Origin of the sequence: Pseudomonas sp. D3 (genome assembly GCF_029320995.1) — a bacterium.
Lineage (GTDB): Bacteria > Pseudomonadota > Gammaproteobacteria > Pseudomonadales > Pseudomonadaceae > Aquipseudomonas > Aquipseudomonas paraveronii.
This window is the reverse complement of sequence record NZ_CP119772.1, coordinates 2,759,923-2,775,605: the sequence shown is the minus strand read 5'-3', so window position 1 is coordinate 2,775,605 and position 15,683 is coordinate 2,759,923. Positions and strand designations below refer to the sequence as shown.

Annotated in this window: 11 protein-coding genes and 3 pseudogenes; 6 read left to right on the top strand and 8 right to left on the bottom strand. The window is 56.0% G+C overall.

Translation table 11 applies throughout. From position 1 onward, the window contains the following. The first annotated feature begins 77 nt into the window (after window positions 1-77). Window positions 78-407 carry a hypothetical protein gene (locus P3S72_RS12835; RefSeq protein WP_276197612.1) on the top strand — a complete coding sequence of 110 codons (330 nt, stop codon included), beginning with the start codon at window positions 78-80 and terminating at the stop codon, window positions 405-407. Here P3S72_RS12835 and P3S72_RS12830 read toward each other — a convergent pair. From P3S72_RS12830 to P3S72_RS12810, 5 genes are all read right to left on the bottom strand, one after another. Continuing rightward, window positions 377-2,494, bottom strand: coding sequence for a TonB-dependent receptor (locus tag P3S72_RS12830; RefSeq protein WP_276197611.1), 2,118 nt, complete (start codon window positions 2,492-2,494; stop codon window positions 377-379). The two genes, P3S72_RS12835 and P3S72_RS12830, sit on opposite strands and share 31 nt — an antisense overlap. A 223-nt stretch (window positions 2,495-2,717) precedes the next feature. After that, the gene (locus P3S72_RS12825; protein ID WP_247397819.1) at window positions 2,718-2,987 is read right to left on the bottom strand and encodes a hypothetical protein; all 270 of its coding nucleotides are present in this window, start codon (window positions 2,985-2,987) and stop codon (window positions 2,718-2,720) included. 111 nt (window positions 2,988-3,098) lie between these two features. Further along, entirely contained in the window at window positions 3,099-3,392 is a 294-nt protein-coding gene (locus P3S72_RS12820) for a hypothetical protein (protein WP_276197610.1), read from the bottom strand. Between the two features lie 73 nt (window positions 3,393-3,465). Continuing rightward, the gene (locus P3S72_RS12815) at window positions 3,466-4,179 is read right to left on the bottom strand and encodes a hypothetical protein (RefSeq protein WP_276197929.1); all 714 of its coding nucleotides are present in this window, start codon (window positions 4,177-4,179) and stop codon (window positions 3,466-3,468) included. Window positions 4,180-5,511: 1,332 nt separating this feature from the next. Continuing rightward, complete coding sequence (locus P3S72_RS12810; RefSeq protein ID WP_276197609.1) at window positions 5,512-6,837, bottom strand: OprD family porin; 1,326 nt, start codon at window positions 6,835-6,837, stop codon at window positions 5,512-5,514. Between the two features lie 370 nt (window positions 6,838-7,207). Here P3S72_RS12810 and P3S72_RS12805 point away from each other — a divergent pair, with 370 nt between their 5' ends. Together P3S72_RS12805 and P3S72_RS12800 are read left to right on the top strand one after the other, a co-directional pair. After that, on the top strand, window positions 7,208-7,369 hold the full coding sequence (locus P3S72_RS12805) for a hypothetical protein (protein ID WP_247397827.1): 162 nt from the start codon (window positions 7,208-7,210) through the stop codon (window positions 7,367-7,369). Between the two features lie 287 nt (window positions 7,370-7,656). Next, window positions 7,657-10,257, top strand: a complete 2,601-nt coding sequence (locus P3S72_RS12800) for a cation-translocating P-type ATPase (RefSeq protein ID WP_276197608.1) — start codon at window positions 7,657-7,659, stop codon at window positions 10,255-10,257. Between the two features lie 331 nt (window positions 10,258-10,588). On the opposite strand, the gene P3S72_RS29565 is transcribed toward P3S72_RS12800, so the two are convergent. The 3 genes and pseudogenes from P3S72_RS29565 to P3S72_RS12785 all read right to left on the bottom strand — a co-directional run. Next, entirely contained in the window at window positions 10,589-10,771 is a 183-nt protein-coding gene (locus P3S72_RS29565; RefSeq protein WP_346429966.1) for a hypothetical protein, read from the bottom strand. Between the two features lie 1,006 nt (window positions 10,772-11,777). Beyond that, window positions 11,778-11,993 (bottom strand): annotated as a pseudogene (locus tag P3S72_RS12790) (transposase); the annotation flags it as partial. A 107-nt stretch (window positions 11,994-12,100) separates the two neighbouring features. Beyond that, a pseudogene (locus P3S72_RS12785) lies at window positions 12,101-12,279 on the bottom strand (lysis protein); the annotation flags it as partial. 355 nt (window positions 12,280-12,634) lie between these two features. Between P3S72_RS12785 and P3S72_RS12780 the strand changes: the two are divergent. The 3 genes and pseudogenes from P3S72_RS12780 to P3S72_RS12770 all read left to right on the top strand — a co-directional run. Beyond that, on the top strand, window positions 12,635-13,471 hold the full coding sequence (locus P3S72_RS12780) for a S24 family peptidase (protein ID WP_276197928.1): 837 nt from the start codon (window positions 12,635-12,637) through the stop codon (window positions 13,469-13,471). A 51-nt stretch (window positions 13,472-13,522) separates the two neighbouring features. Beyond that, on the top strand, window positions 13,523-14,176 hold the full coding sequence (locus tag P3S72_RS12775) for a putative 2OG-Fe(II) oxygenase (protein ID WP_276197606.1): 654 nt from the start codon (window positions 13,523-13,525) through the stop codon (window positions 14,174-14,176). Window positions 14,177-14,346: 170 nt separating this feature from the next. Next, window positions 14,347-15,210: pseudogene (locus P3S72_RS12770) on the top strand (IS110 family transposase); the annotation flags it as partial. Window positions 15,211-15,683 lie beyond the last annotated feature (473 nt).

Genomic DNA, 15,683 nt, shown 5'->3' with positions numbered 1-15,683 from the left:
GAGACAGGGCCACCTCGGACTTGAAACCGCCCCGTCCACACGCGACACTTCGCCGCTCCATCACGAGGACACTGCCGATGACCGCAAGCGCCGCCACCGTTTCTGCACGGGAGGCTTATCAAGTGCTCAAGGATATGGCCCTGGAAACGCGGGTCATCAGCGCCTGCGCGGCAGTGGATGACACGGTGAGCGTGGAAATCGACGGCTGGCAGGTAGTGCTGCTGATCCAAGGCGCGGTGCTGGTGGGCTGCCAGCACTGCCGCTCACCCGACGGGCGGAATGGGTCATTGGACAGTTGGCAACGCTACGGCACCAATCCGGTGGCATTGATGAGTATGTGGGAGCAGGCGCAAGTCGAGCGCCTGTTGTCGGTGTCTCAACGCCAGCTCCACGACACGCCGGTGTAAATGCCCCGACCATCCCCAGGCGTGGAGCGGGCGGCGTCCAGGCCGTTATCGTTGTAACCGGGCGTGACTGTGTTGGCGTAGCGGCGGTTGGTCAGGTTGCGCAGGTCGACCCAGGCTTGCCAGTCCTGCTGCGGGGCGTCGTAGCCGAAGGTCGCGCCGAGTAAGGTATAGGCCGTCGCGTAGTAGGAATTGGCGTAGTCCACCGCCACACGCGAGGAGTGCTCGGTGTTGAGGCTGGTGTAGAAGCCGGTCGGATGGCTATAGCGCAGTTGCGCCTGGTAGTAGTGCTTGGGAATGCCAGGCAAGGTGTTGTCGCCAAAGCGCTCATCGTCGCGGTAGTGGAAGTCGCTGAAGGTGTAGGCCTGGCGCAGGGCGAGCTTACCGCTGCGGCCGCCGTCCCACAGCGGGCTGAGCAGGCTCAGTTCGACGCCTTGGTGAACCGTGGGGCTGGCGTTGGATTCGGCGAGGATCGCATTGCTGGTAGGGGTCTGGGCCTGGGTTTCGACGGTGAGCAACTCGTGGCGCACTTCGGAGCGGTACAGCGCCAGGTCCCATTGGCCGAACCACGCATCACCCCGACCACCGACTTCCAGCGTGGTGGCGGTCTGGTTTTTCAAGCTCACGCCTTCGCGTTGCAGTCCGGTCGCCGGGCCGCTGCCTGGCCCGAAGTATTTGTTGGAGCCCCAGATCATCGACCAGGCATGCGGCGGCTCGACCGAGCGGCTCAGGTTGCCGTACACCTGCAATTGTGGGGTGAAGTCATAGCGCAGGCCGATACGCGGCGCGTAGTCCCAGTCATGTTGACTGAGCGGCGCCTGGCCATCGGGATAGGTCACCTGGGTTTCGCGGCGGGTGTAGATCGCGGCCAGGCCGGTGGTCAGCCACAGGTCCGGGACCAGTTCCAGGTCGTTGCCGATGTGCAGCACGGTGTCGGAGCCCAGGTAGCTGTAGTCGCGGGTCTTGGTGCCAGGGGCGTAGCCTGCGGTATTGCCGACAGGAATGCGCACGTATTCCGACGCGCCGTTGTTCGGCATCGCCTGGGTGGTGCGCAAGCCGATCGTGGTTTTGCTGTCGTGGCCGAACAGCGTGTCCTGGCGAATGTAGTTCAGCGTGCCGCTGATATCGGTGTAGGCGACTTTCAGGCGATTGGTGCCTTCGCGCAGGTCCATCGGGTAGTCGTGATAGGCCAGGCCAACTTCGATCCGGGAATTGTCGTCGAGCTGCAACGTGGTCTTGTTGGCGAGCCAGGTGGAGCCCGGTTGCAGGCGTTTTGAGTCGCGGGCGGCGTTGAGGCTGTTGGCGGCACGCGGATCGTGGCTGATCTGGTAGCGCGTGAGCTTGCCCGGCGTATCGTTGGTGGTTTCGCGGTAGCGCACGTAGAAACGCGTCTCCAGCTGCGGGTTGAAACGGTAGCCGAAGTTGGCCGCGATGCCCTTGCCCGTGCCGGCGCTCTGCTGCTGATAGCCGTCGGATTCGGAATCGGTGAGGCTGATGTAGTAGTCGGCGTCCCCCAGCACCTGGCCCGAACTGATCTCGCGCTGGGCATAGCCACGGCTGCCCGCTTCATAGCGCACTTGCAACTTGGGTGCGTCGTACCCGGTGTGGGTCACGTAGTTGACCGCCCCACCCAGGGCCAGCGCGCCCTGGTCAAAACCGTTGGCGCCGCGCAGCACCTCGACGCGGCTTTGCCACAAGGGGTCCTTGAGTTCATAAGGCGTACCGCCGGGGCCTGTGAGCGGCAAGCCGTCGAGCATCTCGTACAACCCGGAAGCATGGGCGCCGGGGCTGCGATTCAGGCCCGAGCCACGAATCGAGAGCTTTACCCCTTCATTATTCGCCGCCTTGGCGTACACCCCGGCCTGGTACTTGAACACGTCCTCGTTGGTGCTCACCCGCCCCTGTTGCACGCTGCTCATGTCGATGTAATTGGTACCGCCGGGCACGCTCTTGAGCTGCGCCTGCGCCACTTCACCCGCGCTGGCTTCGCGGGTGGTGACTTCGATCGGCGCCAATTGCAGGTCTTCGGCCTGCACAAGGGAGCTGAGGGTCAGGGCGGCAAAAAGCAGCGGAGGTTGGCGCAGCAGCATGGGGCGGGTCCTTGGAATGCGGGGGCGTGAAGGCCAGGCCAGGCACGCGAACTGTGATGGGAAGACAGGGATGCTCGCCAGGTCACGCTTTATTAACGAACCGGAGCCTTCCTACAACAGCATCGGACCCTGCCTGTTTTTAAACGCCATGGGATTGGGGAGTCGCGACCAGCCGAAAGGAAATAAGCACTCCAATCATTGCAAAAGAAGCCCTGGCGGCTCCCTAGTCAGCGGCGGGCTCCAACGCCCGCATGAAATCATCCGCCTCCGAGCCCGCCGGGAACCGGAAGCCGTACATTTCATCGGTGGCCAGAATCGCGCTGAGGGCGTCGCGAAACTGGGCTTCGGTCGGCGACTCCTGCAGCAGTTTGTGCGCCTGTAACAACAGGTCGGCAGAGACACCTTGAACACTTGCGGCGTCAATCACCGCAAACAGGATAAATCGCAGACGAATTTCGCGATCCGTGGGCCAAACCGTTTTTCGCTTACCCAAGGTAGGGCCTCATATTTAAGAAAAGTCCGAGGCTATTGCCGACGGGTGGGCGTTTCAAGCAGTGCAGTGCAAGATAGGGCACTTCCTACAGAGGAAACGGAAACTCCGCACTCAACCGCCCTGTCGACGCTGCCGAGTGGCTTGCCAGCACATCAGCGAGCCGGCCGTCACCAGCACGGCGCCCTGCCAGAATTGCGCGGTGAGGTGAGCCCCCAACCACAGCGCGGCGAACGCCGAGGCCAACACCGGCCCCAGTGTGGAGATCAACGCCGCGCCACCCAACGGGCCGAAGCGTTCACTGACACTGCGGATCAATCCAGCGGCAGTGCTCCACAGGAGAATCGCCACCAAACCGCATGCTGTGGCGGCACGCTCGCTGTTGATCTGCAGGGTTACCCCTGACACCCGAAGAAATCTGGCGGTGATGCTACCAGCGATCCACGCGGGCCTGGGGATTCAAACCGGGCAACGTCAACGCTCACTGCACCGGCAGGAAATTCATCAGCAACAGGCTTTGCGCATAATTGACGCCAATACGTCGGTAGCGCTCATCGAGCATCCGGGTCAGCAGGTCGAGACGCGCGACGATCTTGCCGAACTCGACGGCGAAACTGAGGTTACTGCCCTCTTCCGAGATCTCGTTGGAAAACAGCAGCAGCACGCCGTTGGCGTCCTGACGCTGGCTGAGCAGCCAGGTGGCCTTTTCGATATTGCGCGCAGCGTTGCTGACGAATTGCGGGTCGATCGAGTCAGAGATATAGAACTGGGTGCGCCCGCCATGCGCGGTCACCAGCATGCTGCCAATCGCATAGATAAACGCCCCGACCCGATCGCCACGAAACTCTGGGCTCAAGGAATAGCTCAGGGCCGCCAGATCACGTCGGTCCCCCAGGGCAGGCAGCGGTTGGCGGTTCTCGATGGCCTGACGGATTTCCCGCGAAGCACTCACTGCGTCCGGATAACCCGACTGCCGCCACTGGTTGGGGTTACGCAGGTACAGCTTATTCATCAGCAGATACAGACTTTGCAGGTTATCGCGCATGCCCAGGGTGGCCATGCGATCGACACTGGTCTGGAAGAACTCATCAGGTTTGCCATCGCTGAACTGCCTGGCGATATCCCGCCCCTGTTGCTGGCTGCAAGCGGTGGTGCAGAGCATGAACACGACAACCAGCCAAAGCGGGCGGCTCATCCATCGGGGGATAAAAGGCGGGAACGTATGCTTCATCTGCACCAGGTCTAGTTCTTATGTCCACACGCAGTATGGGTGTGGCTGGGACAGAGATAGATCCGAAAAATCCGAAAAAGTGCGGGATTAGGCAACAGAAAGCCCTGAATTTCATGAGAAGTGCCCAGCGCATGTTAGTGCGTATCGCGACCCGCAGGATTACCCAATAAAAACCTGATACCGAGCGGTTTATTCATAACTACAAAAGACAGGCCTTTAAATATTTAAGCCCCTGCAAACCCCGCAAATTTAAATACCGTTTCCTGCAAGGCACCTGCTGTGTCGGTTCAAACGGGAAACGAGGGCGCTGAGCGCCGGCTCGACGACCGAAGTGACACCGAAACCACTCAAATCAATAGAAACGAGATTGAATACAATTAACAAAAACATAAAATTGATGAGCATGCTGCTTGCCAGATCGTTACACCCCTGACGTATCGGCTCTAAACTGAGAAAGATACTCAGCTATTCCGAACGAGGTGCTCGATCATGGCGTTCTGTTTTGGTCTATTCTCGCCGCGTCACCATTACAAAAATTACGTTTTGATCGATAACAGCGGTTGCTGTATAGGATTCAAGACGTGCGCTCGACATCCTGGCGGAAAATGGGTTGAAACTGAAGAGATAAACCTAACCTGGCTAAACAAACCATTTATCAACAGGTGCTCACCTCCCCCTTCAAGCCCCCATCCAAAGGCATAGAACAAAAGACATTCGCACTCAAAAGCAGACTGCTTTTGTTTCACCATGCCTCTTTGCATACATACTTATAAACACGCAGCTTACTCACATCAATATCACAATATTTTCACACTTCACACGATTCAAAACCAATCAACTTCCTTAAGCATGGGAAGCACTCTCAATTATTTTAATTGCATTGCTTTCACATCAACTATCAAACAACGGTACCGATAGTATTAACTCAATTTACAGCTGCTTAAGGAAATCAACATGACATCTGCAATCAACGGCTCAACTCAAGCCAATTTACCTCAAGCGATAGTCACTCCGCGCCAAGCGCCCCCCGCTCCGATGGTAGACAGTGATGGCGATACTGACGGTAGCAGACCAGGCGAAGTGGAACAGACCAAGGCGACCTCAGGGTCGGTCGGTACACGAATCAACACAACCGCGTAACAATCCGCAGGTTTAGGCTCCAAAAACGGGGGCCTAAACCTCGTAGTGCAGACCCAGACATAGAGCGCTTTATACAAATAAAACGGCCAGCTTCAGCAGGGCTGAAACTGGCCGTCATAGCATTGTGTCCTTCGGGCTTGGCCGATAGTCGTCCGATTAGAAAATCGAGATTGGGTAATCCACGATCAAACGGGTTTCGTTGTAATCCCCTTCCGCCTGATCGGCGTTACCGCGGTGCCAGGCTTGACGCACTCGCATCGACAAGTCTTTGACTGGGCCGGTCTGCACCACGTACTTGGCTTCAAAGTTGGTTTCGTGGTGCTTACCGTCAGCGCCATAACCATAGGCTTGGTAGGCACTGCCGACCGGCATGTGCGTGCCGTCGATATTGTCACCGTTCAGGTAGCGCGTCATAAAGCTAAGCCCCGGCACGCCGTAAGCCGCCATGTTCAGGTCGTAACGGGCCTGCCAGGACTTTTCGCCGGGGCCGTTAAAGTCAGAGTATTGAACCGAGTTGGCCAGGAAGATGGAATCGGCCAAATCACCCGATTTGTTATTACCCACGGCCACATAGTCAAACGGCGTGTCACCGTGCACTTTCTGGAACGCCAGTGTGACGGTATGAGCACTCAGGAAAGAGTATGCCGCTGCCAACGACCAAGTGGTGTTGTCGATGGCACCGGCTTTGGACTGGCCGGAATCGAGGGTGCGGTAGATATTGAAGTCCAGGTTCAGTGACTGATCGGCAGTGAACGGGATCGTGTAGTTGGCATTACCGTAGTATTGATGCCAGACGTCTTTGAGGTCCGACGCAAACACGCTCATGGACAGGTTATCGGTCAGCGTGTATTTACCGCCGAGGTAGTCAATGCTCTTGGCCGGCACGTTTGCATAACCGGCATACAGTTCATGGCTATTGTTGGTCGTGGTCGGACCGTTACTACTGGTGAAGTGTCCGGCGTCGAGGTTCAACCCTTCAATTTCGCTGCTCAACAGGTTGAAGCCAGTCGCTGTTTGAGGCGTGGCGCGAGTACCCGCCGTGGCCAGGACGGGGTTGTTGGGCTGCAAGTTGCCATAATGCAGTTCAGTCTTGGAAAAGCGGGCCTTGATCGACGCGCCTGCGCTACTGAAATCATTCTCCGGCCGGCCGTTGCTGCTGACCGGCAAGTTGCCAGAGTCCGCATTGCCTTTGCCACCATCCAGTTTCACGCCCCAGTATCCGTAAGCATCCACACCAAAGCCGACAGTGCCTTGGGTAAAGCCGGAGGTGAAGTTGCCTTGCATCACCTGCAACCAGTCCTGTTTGTCGCCCGCCGAATTTTTACCGTCACGATCAAAATAAAAGTTGCGAAGTAGGAGATTCAAGCTACTTCCGTCAACAAACCCCTTAGCCGTCGCTTGATCATCCACACCGGCGGCTGAGGCTAGTTGACTCACACCCAGCGAGACCGTCAGCGCCACCAAATTCCACTTAAAAGACATTGTTCGTTCCCCTGTTTTTAATAGAGCTGCCTCGTCTCTCGGTGCACAGTCAGCAGGGTGCCCCCTGAAGTCAGGCCGTCAAAGCGAACAGTTATAAGTCGATGGCAGATGAGAAAAATTCTAAGTCGCAACGCATTGACTGCGCAGCGCGAGGCACCGTTTTATAACGGTTTAGTTTTTGTACAGGGCAGACCCTAAGGGGGAGAACTTATAACACCTCCCCGCCGAAAGAATGATCTCGTTTCCCGTGAAAGTAATTTTCCATTTCTGTAACAATTCAGGCTTATACAAGAAAGGCGAACGCGTGAAATGAGTTAGACATCCATGTTTCTCATACATCTAAAGTCCACAACATAATGCGTTCAAAGCAATGCAACCCATTGATTTCTTTAAATTCCCCATCAAGCTCAAGCGCTATAGCGGCAAGGGTGAAGTCATGTCTGAGGAAATAAAACCGATCCAGGCAACCCCAGTCGTACTCGATGAAAACGGCATACGCTGGCACCCGGACCTGCCATCACTCAAAAAATGAAGACGAAGAAGTGAGTGCCGAAATCTATACGCGGCAGCCGATCGCGTCGGATTCACGTCTAACTAAGCAACGTTGTGCTAGCGTACCTGGAGGATGAATTACATGATGGTCTTAGACGCACGCATCGAGGTCGATACGACTATAAGCCTCGAGGCAGGACATCACATCGCTATAGAGCCTGCCTGCAAGTATCGCAGCGGCATGGGGGTACGGAACCTGATGACACACACTGTCCCATTGCACCCTCTTGATATGGATCATGATCAACCACTCATAAAGGTCGCTCTGTGAATACTGAGCTACCTCATTCAGGTTCGCCGCTGCTTGAGGGTTTGTGCGAGGAAGAGGTGCAGCGACGTCTGGCGCAGGACGGGCCGAACGAACTCCCCGCGTCCCGCCGACGCAGCGCCCTGCGCCTGATATGCGACGTGGCCTTCGAGCCGATGTTCCTCCTGCTGGTCGCGTGCGGCGCTTTGTATATGGTGTTGGGCGATGTCCAGGAAGCCCTCATGTTGCTGGGCTTCGTCTTCGTTGTGATGAGCATCAGCTTTATCCAACAGCGGCGCAGTGAACGCTCCTTGAATGCGTTGCGGGACCTCTCCAGCCCCAGGGCTCAAGTGCTAAGGGGAGGTAAGGAGTGCAGCGTTCCCGCGCGGGACTTGGTCGTTGGCGATGTTGTAATGCTGGCTGAAGGCGATCGCGTACCCGCTGACCTGCTACTGACAACTTGCGCCAACCTATCAATTGATGAGTCCTTGCTGACCGGAGAATCCGTGCCCGTCAGCAAACTGGTCGCCCCGCAGTCTCATACACTCGGTGATCCAGCGCCGCCACCAATAGATGTGGCGCTTGCACAGGCGTTTTCAGGCACATTGGTCACATGCGGTACCGCCCAGGGACGTGTCACAGCCACAGGCGAGCGCAGTGCGCTGGGCCGGATTGGCCAGTCACTGGCAAACATTGAGGTGGAACCCACCCCGACGCAACAGGAAACGCGTCGTGTGGTCAAGCGGGTCGCTCTCATGGGCCTGGTGCTGGCGGCGGCGCTCGCTATCGCTTTCGGGCTGCTGCGCGGTGACTGGCTGCATGGGATGCTTGCTGGCCTGACGCTGGCGATGGCGATTCTACCGGAAGAGTTACCGGTTGTACTGACGCTCTTTCTAGGCCTCGGCGCCTGGCGACTCGCCCGTGAGAAAGTGTTAGCGCGCAGCATTCCTGCTGTCGAACTGCTCGGTGCTACCACCGTCTTATGCGTCGACAAAACAGGTACGCTGACGGCTAACAGAATGACGGTCAGGCGCCTTTGGTCCGAGGAGGCCGTGTATGAAGTCGCTGGGGACGGTACTCACGTCGGCACGCCTTTGCAGGAGGCACTCCACGGCGTGCTTGAGTACGCGGTTCTCGCTAGCCACCGCCATGCTTTCGATCCGATGGAGTCGGCCATCGGCGAGACCGGGCAGAGCCTGTTGGCGCTCACCGAGCACCTTCACGCTGACTGGACCCTGATCGAAGACTATCCCTTGTCGCCCCAGATGCTCGCAATGTCGCGGGTCTGGCAATCGCCGAATCAACGAGAGCGACTCATTGCCGCAAAGGGTGCGCCCGAGGCAATCGTCGATTTGTGCCATCTGGATCCCGCCCGCAGCGCGCTCATTGCGGCTCAGGTCCTGGCAATGGCAGCAGACGGGCTTCGCGTTCTTGGCGTCGCACAAGCGACCTTCGCCGCCGAGGTGCTACCCGGTTTACAGCACGACTTCGACTTCAGGTTTCTAGGGTTGGTCGGGCTCGAAGATCCGATTCGCCCAGATGTGCCGCAGGCTATTGCCGAGTGCCGGGCCGCAGGCATCCGCGTGGTGATGATGACTGGCGACCACCCGGCCACAGCGATTTCGGTCGCCAGGCAGGCCGGTCTGGGCACCGATGCCCCTGTGATCACTGGAACCGAACTGTCCTCCCTGAACGATTCGGAGCTGGACAAACGGCTTGGCACGACGCAGATCTTCTGCCGCGTTCAGCCAGACCAGAAACTGCGCCTGGTACGCGCTTTCCGTGCGCATGGCGATGTAGTTGCCATGACCGGCGACGGCGTCAACGACGCACCTGCACTGAAGGCAGCCGATATTGGCGTTGCGATGGGTGCGCGTGGCACCGAGGTAGCACGCGAAGCCGCCGCACTGGTTTTACTCAATGATGATTTCGAGTCGTTGCTGACCGCAGTGCGCTATGGCCGCCGCATCTTCGCCAACTTGCGCAAAGCGATCGTATTTGTGGTGGCCGTACACGTGCCGATTGTCGGCCTATCCATGCTTCCAGTGCTTTTCGGCTGGCCGATGGTGCTGATGCCGGCGCACATTCTATTCTTGCAACTGATCATCGACCCTGCCTGCTCGGTCGTGTTCGAGGCCGAACCGCTTGAGCCAGATGCGATGAAGGCGCCTCCACGTCGACAGGACCAACGGTTATTCGACAGCGCGGTGATGACGCGTGGTATCTGCCAGGGCATTGGCTTACTGATACTGCTTCTAGCGACGTATGCGGGTATCAGGTTCTTTGCGCCGGTAGCGTCTGACCGAGATGAGCTTGCCAGAACACTAACCTTCGTCGTACTGGCGCTGGCCAACCTCGCCCTGATCCATACAAATAAGTCATGGCGCCGCACGCGCTGGATGGGGCATGGCGCGTTTGGTGCCCAACTGAGCTGGATCGCTTTCGCAACGTTGGCCATGTTGGCGCTAGCGCTCTTTTTTCCGCCTGTTACCCAGCTGTTCTCCTTCGTGACACCCGCGCCAGTATTGATACTCTTCGCGTTTGGCATCGTCGCCCTTAGCTTGATGTGGTTCGAGGTGGTGAAATGGGTAATAAACATGAGGAGCGAGCATAGTGGCTGAACTATGCTCGTTGGCGCTGACCGAAAGCCTTTGGTACTAATTCTTGAGTTCGCCAGAGGCCGCACATCAGGCAGTCGTTGATCTGGGCATTAATGTCGGTACCGTCTGCGAGGATCTTAAAAGTCGGTTTCAAAATGAATCGTATCCGTCCGGTCAAGTTATCTAGCGCACTTTGCAAAACCAAGACATGGTGTTCGCTTAAGTGGTAGCCAGCCAATCAGATGAGAAATCGATGTATGCATGGGGCTGAAACGATAGCCTCCAGTCTCGCGCCACGATCTGGCGCATTCGAAAACGTGGCGCGGATTAGACGAAATCGCGACCTATAACGCTATAGGCCGCCACGGACACTCAAGGAATCAGTCATCCCGATCATCACGATCTCGGCCGTGATTACGATCATACCCGCGATCATCGTATCGGCGATCGTACCCACGGCCTCGACCTTGATCATTGTCGTAGCCCTGGTCGTATCTCCGCCCATGATCATCCCCTCTGTAACGATCATGCCCATACCTTCCTCCGTCGTCCCAGATAGGCACGCAACCACTAAGCAGAATAAGACCAGAAATGGCCAAAAGTGTTACTGCTGCGCGCTTCATCTTGAACGTCCTAATTGCTTGTGGGGATTAATTTTTTGACTGCAAATTAGCCCAATGATTCAGCGGTGCCCCCGAATAAACATCAGCCCTTCGCCGACCTAACCAGCTACAAACACCGTGCCCAACAGCGCAAGTGGCTGAAGAACCGTAACTGGGTATTCGGCCTCTGGTGGGCAGCATGTTTGGCCGCATGAAGTTGGATATGGGCAACCCAACGATCGTCGACCAGAACCCGCTGCAGGCGCGACCGGCTTGGACGCCTGATTTTTCCAGAGTGAACTGAAATGCGCCCCCGAAACACAGAGAACAGGGACTTACCGCCGGGAATGGCACGATGCAAACGTCCGCGCAAGAACGGTAAGCCGACTCGTTAATAGCCTCAAGCCAAGACCTTGATCATCAACCTGCCGCAGCGACAGTAGAGCTATCCGCCAATAGAAAACTATAAACAAACTAGCAAATGCTCACGAAATCATCACAAACTTTTCACCACTCACTTGAAAACCAAAGCAACAAAAAACTTAAGCTCAAGAAACTCTCTCAGTTATTTTTATTCATGGGACTTTTAATTAGACCGCTTAACACATTGAAATAACATGCCGATAGTATTAACTCAAACCACCGTTTCTTAAGGGGATTCACATGACATCGGCAATCACTGGTTCGACACAGATCATCCAACCTCAACACGCAGCTATCAAACCCCAAGTCCGGCCAGCCGTGTCGGCAGACAGCGACGGCGATCATGACGGTAGCACTGCAAGCAAAGTCGAACAGCCCAAAGCAACCTCAGGATCGATAGGTACACGAGTCAACACGACCGCGTAACTGTCAGAAGACCTAGGAGGAGCAACAAACCCCCTCTGCGTCTTTGAAGGTTTTCCATTTGGCCCGTGCGCGGGCCCTTTTTTTGGTTCTTCACGGATTACCGGGAAAGACGCTCTTGATCTTCATGAAAAAGAATTCGCTATCCCGGTAACCATACGCCATACGTTTGATCACCTTTATTCGATTGTTTATTCCTTCCAACTGACCAGCGTGCATTGGCCAGCGAACCCGACTGACGATGCCTCGCCAGTAACCCTTTAGTCTTTTGGCAAACTGCATCAGGGCAGGTATCTCGCTTTCATGGGCGTGACGCTAGGAGTAGCGTAACCGCAGTCCATCGCAGTCCCATAATTAGATTCTTTTTTTGACTATTTGTTGTAACAAGCAAACCAAAATAAAATGTAGGAAAATCGCTATTTTACCCCCTGAAATCTAATCGTTCTGACATAAGCTTGGCACGCCCTCAGCACGATCAGTCCTTGGTCCCCGTCACTGGTGATGGCGTTAATTCGTTGAGCATGCGCCGGGGCAAGTTGGGTTCGCGCGGCGCCATAAACCCCGCCGACGGCGCCGGGCACGACAGGTGCAGGTCACGGCTCAGTGCCTGGGCGTAACCGTCTTGGCTCAGGCTGGTACGCACGATCCGGGTGCAGACCCGCAATGGTGATCTCGCTACCTGATGCATCCTGAAGACGGTCTGCCAGGTCAGCCGAGGCCTTTCGGTGACCGCCTGCCAACTGCCACAGGTGCCCTACCGTCGTCTTAGCTGCGGCAGCCAATGACTGGCGCCGTTCGTTTGAAGCGCTGGCGAGCCCATCGCGCAGATGGTCATTCATGGATCTCTTCTTAAATACAGGTTAAATTTAGCTTGAAGCTACTATTTCAGCAAAAACTGTTTAGCCTTGAGCACATTTAGCATTGAGCTAAACACTGGCATTCTTGCCTGTATGGATATTTATGAGATTCGCAAGCAGCAACTAGTCAGCCTCATAGGCGCCCAGCGAAAAGGCGCTTGCGCTGAGCGCTGGGGGATGGCTCCTGCGCACCTGAGTCAGATACTGTCTGACAAGACTGCAAAGAATTTGGGCGATGACGTTGCGCGTCGAATTGAAGTAATTGAGGGCTTGCCTAGAGGCTGGTTTGATTCAATCTCGGCGGATGAAGCCATCAATTTAGTTGGCGGGGATTCTGATAGCGCCGGAGTGGGTGACGCGTCAGGGCAGACCACCGCAGACCAAGTCAGGCTGATGCTTGCCAACGTTAAAGGGTTGTCGAGTACTGCCAGAGATAGGATTATTGCGGCGGCCGATGAGTCGAGTAACGTCGTCACAGTCGACTTCTCCCGCCCCGACCCGGTCGGCGATGAGGTGTGGATCGCACACTACGATGTCCGTGGCGCAATGGGTGCCGGTGAGGTACACCATGGCTATCCCGAGATACTCCAGGGCATCCGGGTAAGCCCTAAGCACCTACGCGAGATGGGCATCGAGTTCAAAGAGCACTTTCACCTGAAAATGGTGACAGGCTGGGGCCAGTCGATGGCGCCGACGATCAAGAACCGTGATCCGCTGCTGGTTGATATTACGATCAGGGAGTTCACGGGTGAAGGAACTTATGTGCTCACCTGGCAGCGCCACCTGCACATCAAACGACTGCACATCCTCGATGAAGACCATTTCGAGATGATTTCTGATAACGAGAGGCATGGTGTCCGAAAGATCAGAAGGGACGATACCTACATTCAGGCGCGAGTGCTATATGTGTGGAATGGACAGCCGCTTTAGCGCCATGCCCCTCACCAAGGCAAACCAGCAAATGTACCGAGAGCCAAAAAAATGAAAGCCATGGTTGAACCTGAAGCAATTAAAATAACTCGGCTATTCACCACTCCTGTCGCAAGCATAATTCATCCGTTAGCACACAGCCTCAATCCTCAGCTCCTGGAAATTATCCGTGAGCGGATGGAGAAAGATCCAGGATCTCGCCATAGCAACCAGGGTGGATGGCAGTCAACTGGCGACTTCAATGAGTGGGGCGGTATTCAGGGGCGGGAATTACACGATTTTGCCAGCAAAGCTGCCTCAGAATTAACCGCTGTGCATTCCCAGGAGTTCGGCTTAAGCGAAGCGCAGTTTCCATGGACTAGTAACAGTTGGGCGAATGTCAATCTCGCAGGTCAGAGCAACTCCGTGCACGGCCATGCGGGCGCATTCTGGTCTGCAGTTTATTGGGTAGACGATGGTGGGCGTCATGAAGACCCAAGCATAGGTGGTGACTTGAGTTTTATTGACCCTCGCGGCTTGATGCCTTCGGTATACAATCCGAGTCTGCGCATGAAGGTAGAGGGATGCGTGAGTGCTGGTTGCAACGCCAGCTTTGCCGCAACTAGCGGCATGCTGCTTCTATTTCCCTCTTGGTTGATGCATTCAGTAGAGTTGTTCAGCGGGCATCGCCCACGTGTTTCTATCGCGTTCAATTTCGGCTTGTAATTCTGGGTAAGTGAAACTGAATATATTCAAAGTTGTGAATTAGTCACCGCTTACTCCTGGAAGGCTAAGGACTCTAAAGCCCGCCGATCACGGGCTAATGAGATGGTCACCCCCAACACCCTGTGAGGGCTACGCTTTCACGGGGTGTTTTGTTTTCGGAGGCCATCATCATGAGCGAGTCAGCGCTGATCGGTATCGATCTCGGCAAACACACTTTCCACCTGCACGGCCAGGATAAGTCGGGCCGCGAGGTCTTTCGCAGAAAATGCTCACGGGCGCAGATGATGCGGCTTTTCGGCAATGTGCCGAGCTGTGTCGTGGTGATGGAGGCCTGCGCAGGGTCGCATTTTGTCGCTCGCCAACTGATGGCGATGGGGCATACGGCCAAGCTGGTCTCTCCGCAGTTTGTTCGCCCCTTCGTCAAGGACAACAAAAACGACTTTGTCGACGTTAAGGCGATTTGCGAAGCCGATTCTCGTCCATCCATACGCTTCGTTACGCCTAAAACCGAATCTCAGCAAACCCTGTCTGTGCTGCATCGGATGCGCGAATCGTTGGTGCGTGAGCGCACCAAAACGGCTAATCAGATGCACGGTTTCCTGCTGGAGTTTGGCATCAGCCTGCCCAAGGGATTGGCCATCATGAAGCGTTTGGCGAGCGTCTTGGCCGAGCATGAATTACCCGTTCGTCTGACGGTATTGTTACAACGCCTACACGATCACTTCGTCTATCTGGATGAGCAAATCAAGGTCTTGGATAAAGAACTGGCGGGCCAACTGGCCGACGATGACCTGGGTAGTCGTTTGCTGAGCATGCCGTGTTTCGGCCCGATCACCGCCAGCCTGCTGGCTGTGGAGATGGGCGATGGCAAGCAGTACCGATGCAGTCGGGACTTTGCTGCCTCCTTTGGCTTGGTGCCCAGGCAGTACAGCATGGGCGGCAAGGCCAATTTGCTGGGGATCAGCAAGCGGGGTGACAAGCACCTGCGACAACTGTTGATGCAGTGTTCCAGGGTCTATATGCAGAGGCTGGATCACCCTTCAGGTTTTGCGATAGCTGAACAACAGATGATGTGAACGGCACACCGGCCTGGCGAAAATCCTGACACAAAAATCGGCTTCAGAAGCCGACATTTTTTTAAGGATCGTCAGGCGCGACGCTCATCGTGGGGCTGGGGCATGCCCCAACAGACGCCGGATAGATTTAAGCAAGCCAACCACACCACCCGTTAATCAGTATTGCAAAAATGGGGGTGACCATAAATTTCTATGCTTGTCAGAAAGGTGCCAGTTCCTCTTCAGGTTCAAATTCTACCCTGCCCGCTAACTCGACCTCCTGTTGCTCCCACCTCTCCGTCACGCTGCCGTCATCGTTGACAAGCGCATCACGGAGACGGTCTACAGGCGCGCTGGCGAGATCGTGAAGCCGACTCGTTGATCTCGAATCTGGCGGAGTTGCGGAAACCGCCTGAAATGATGCTTCCCAAACCCCAGAAACACAAAAGCCC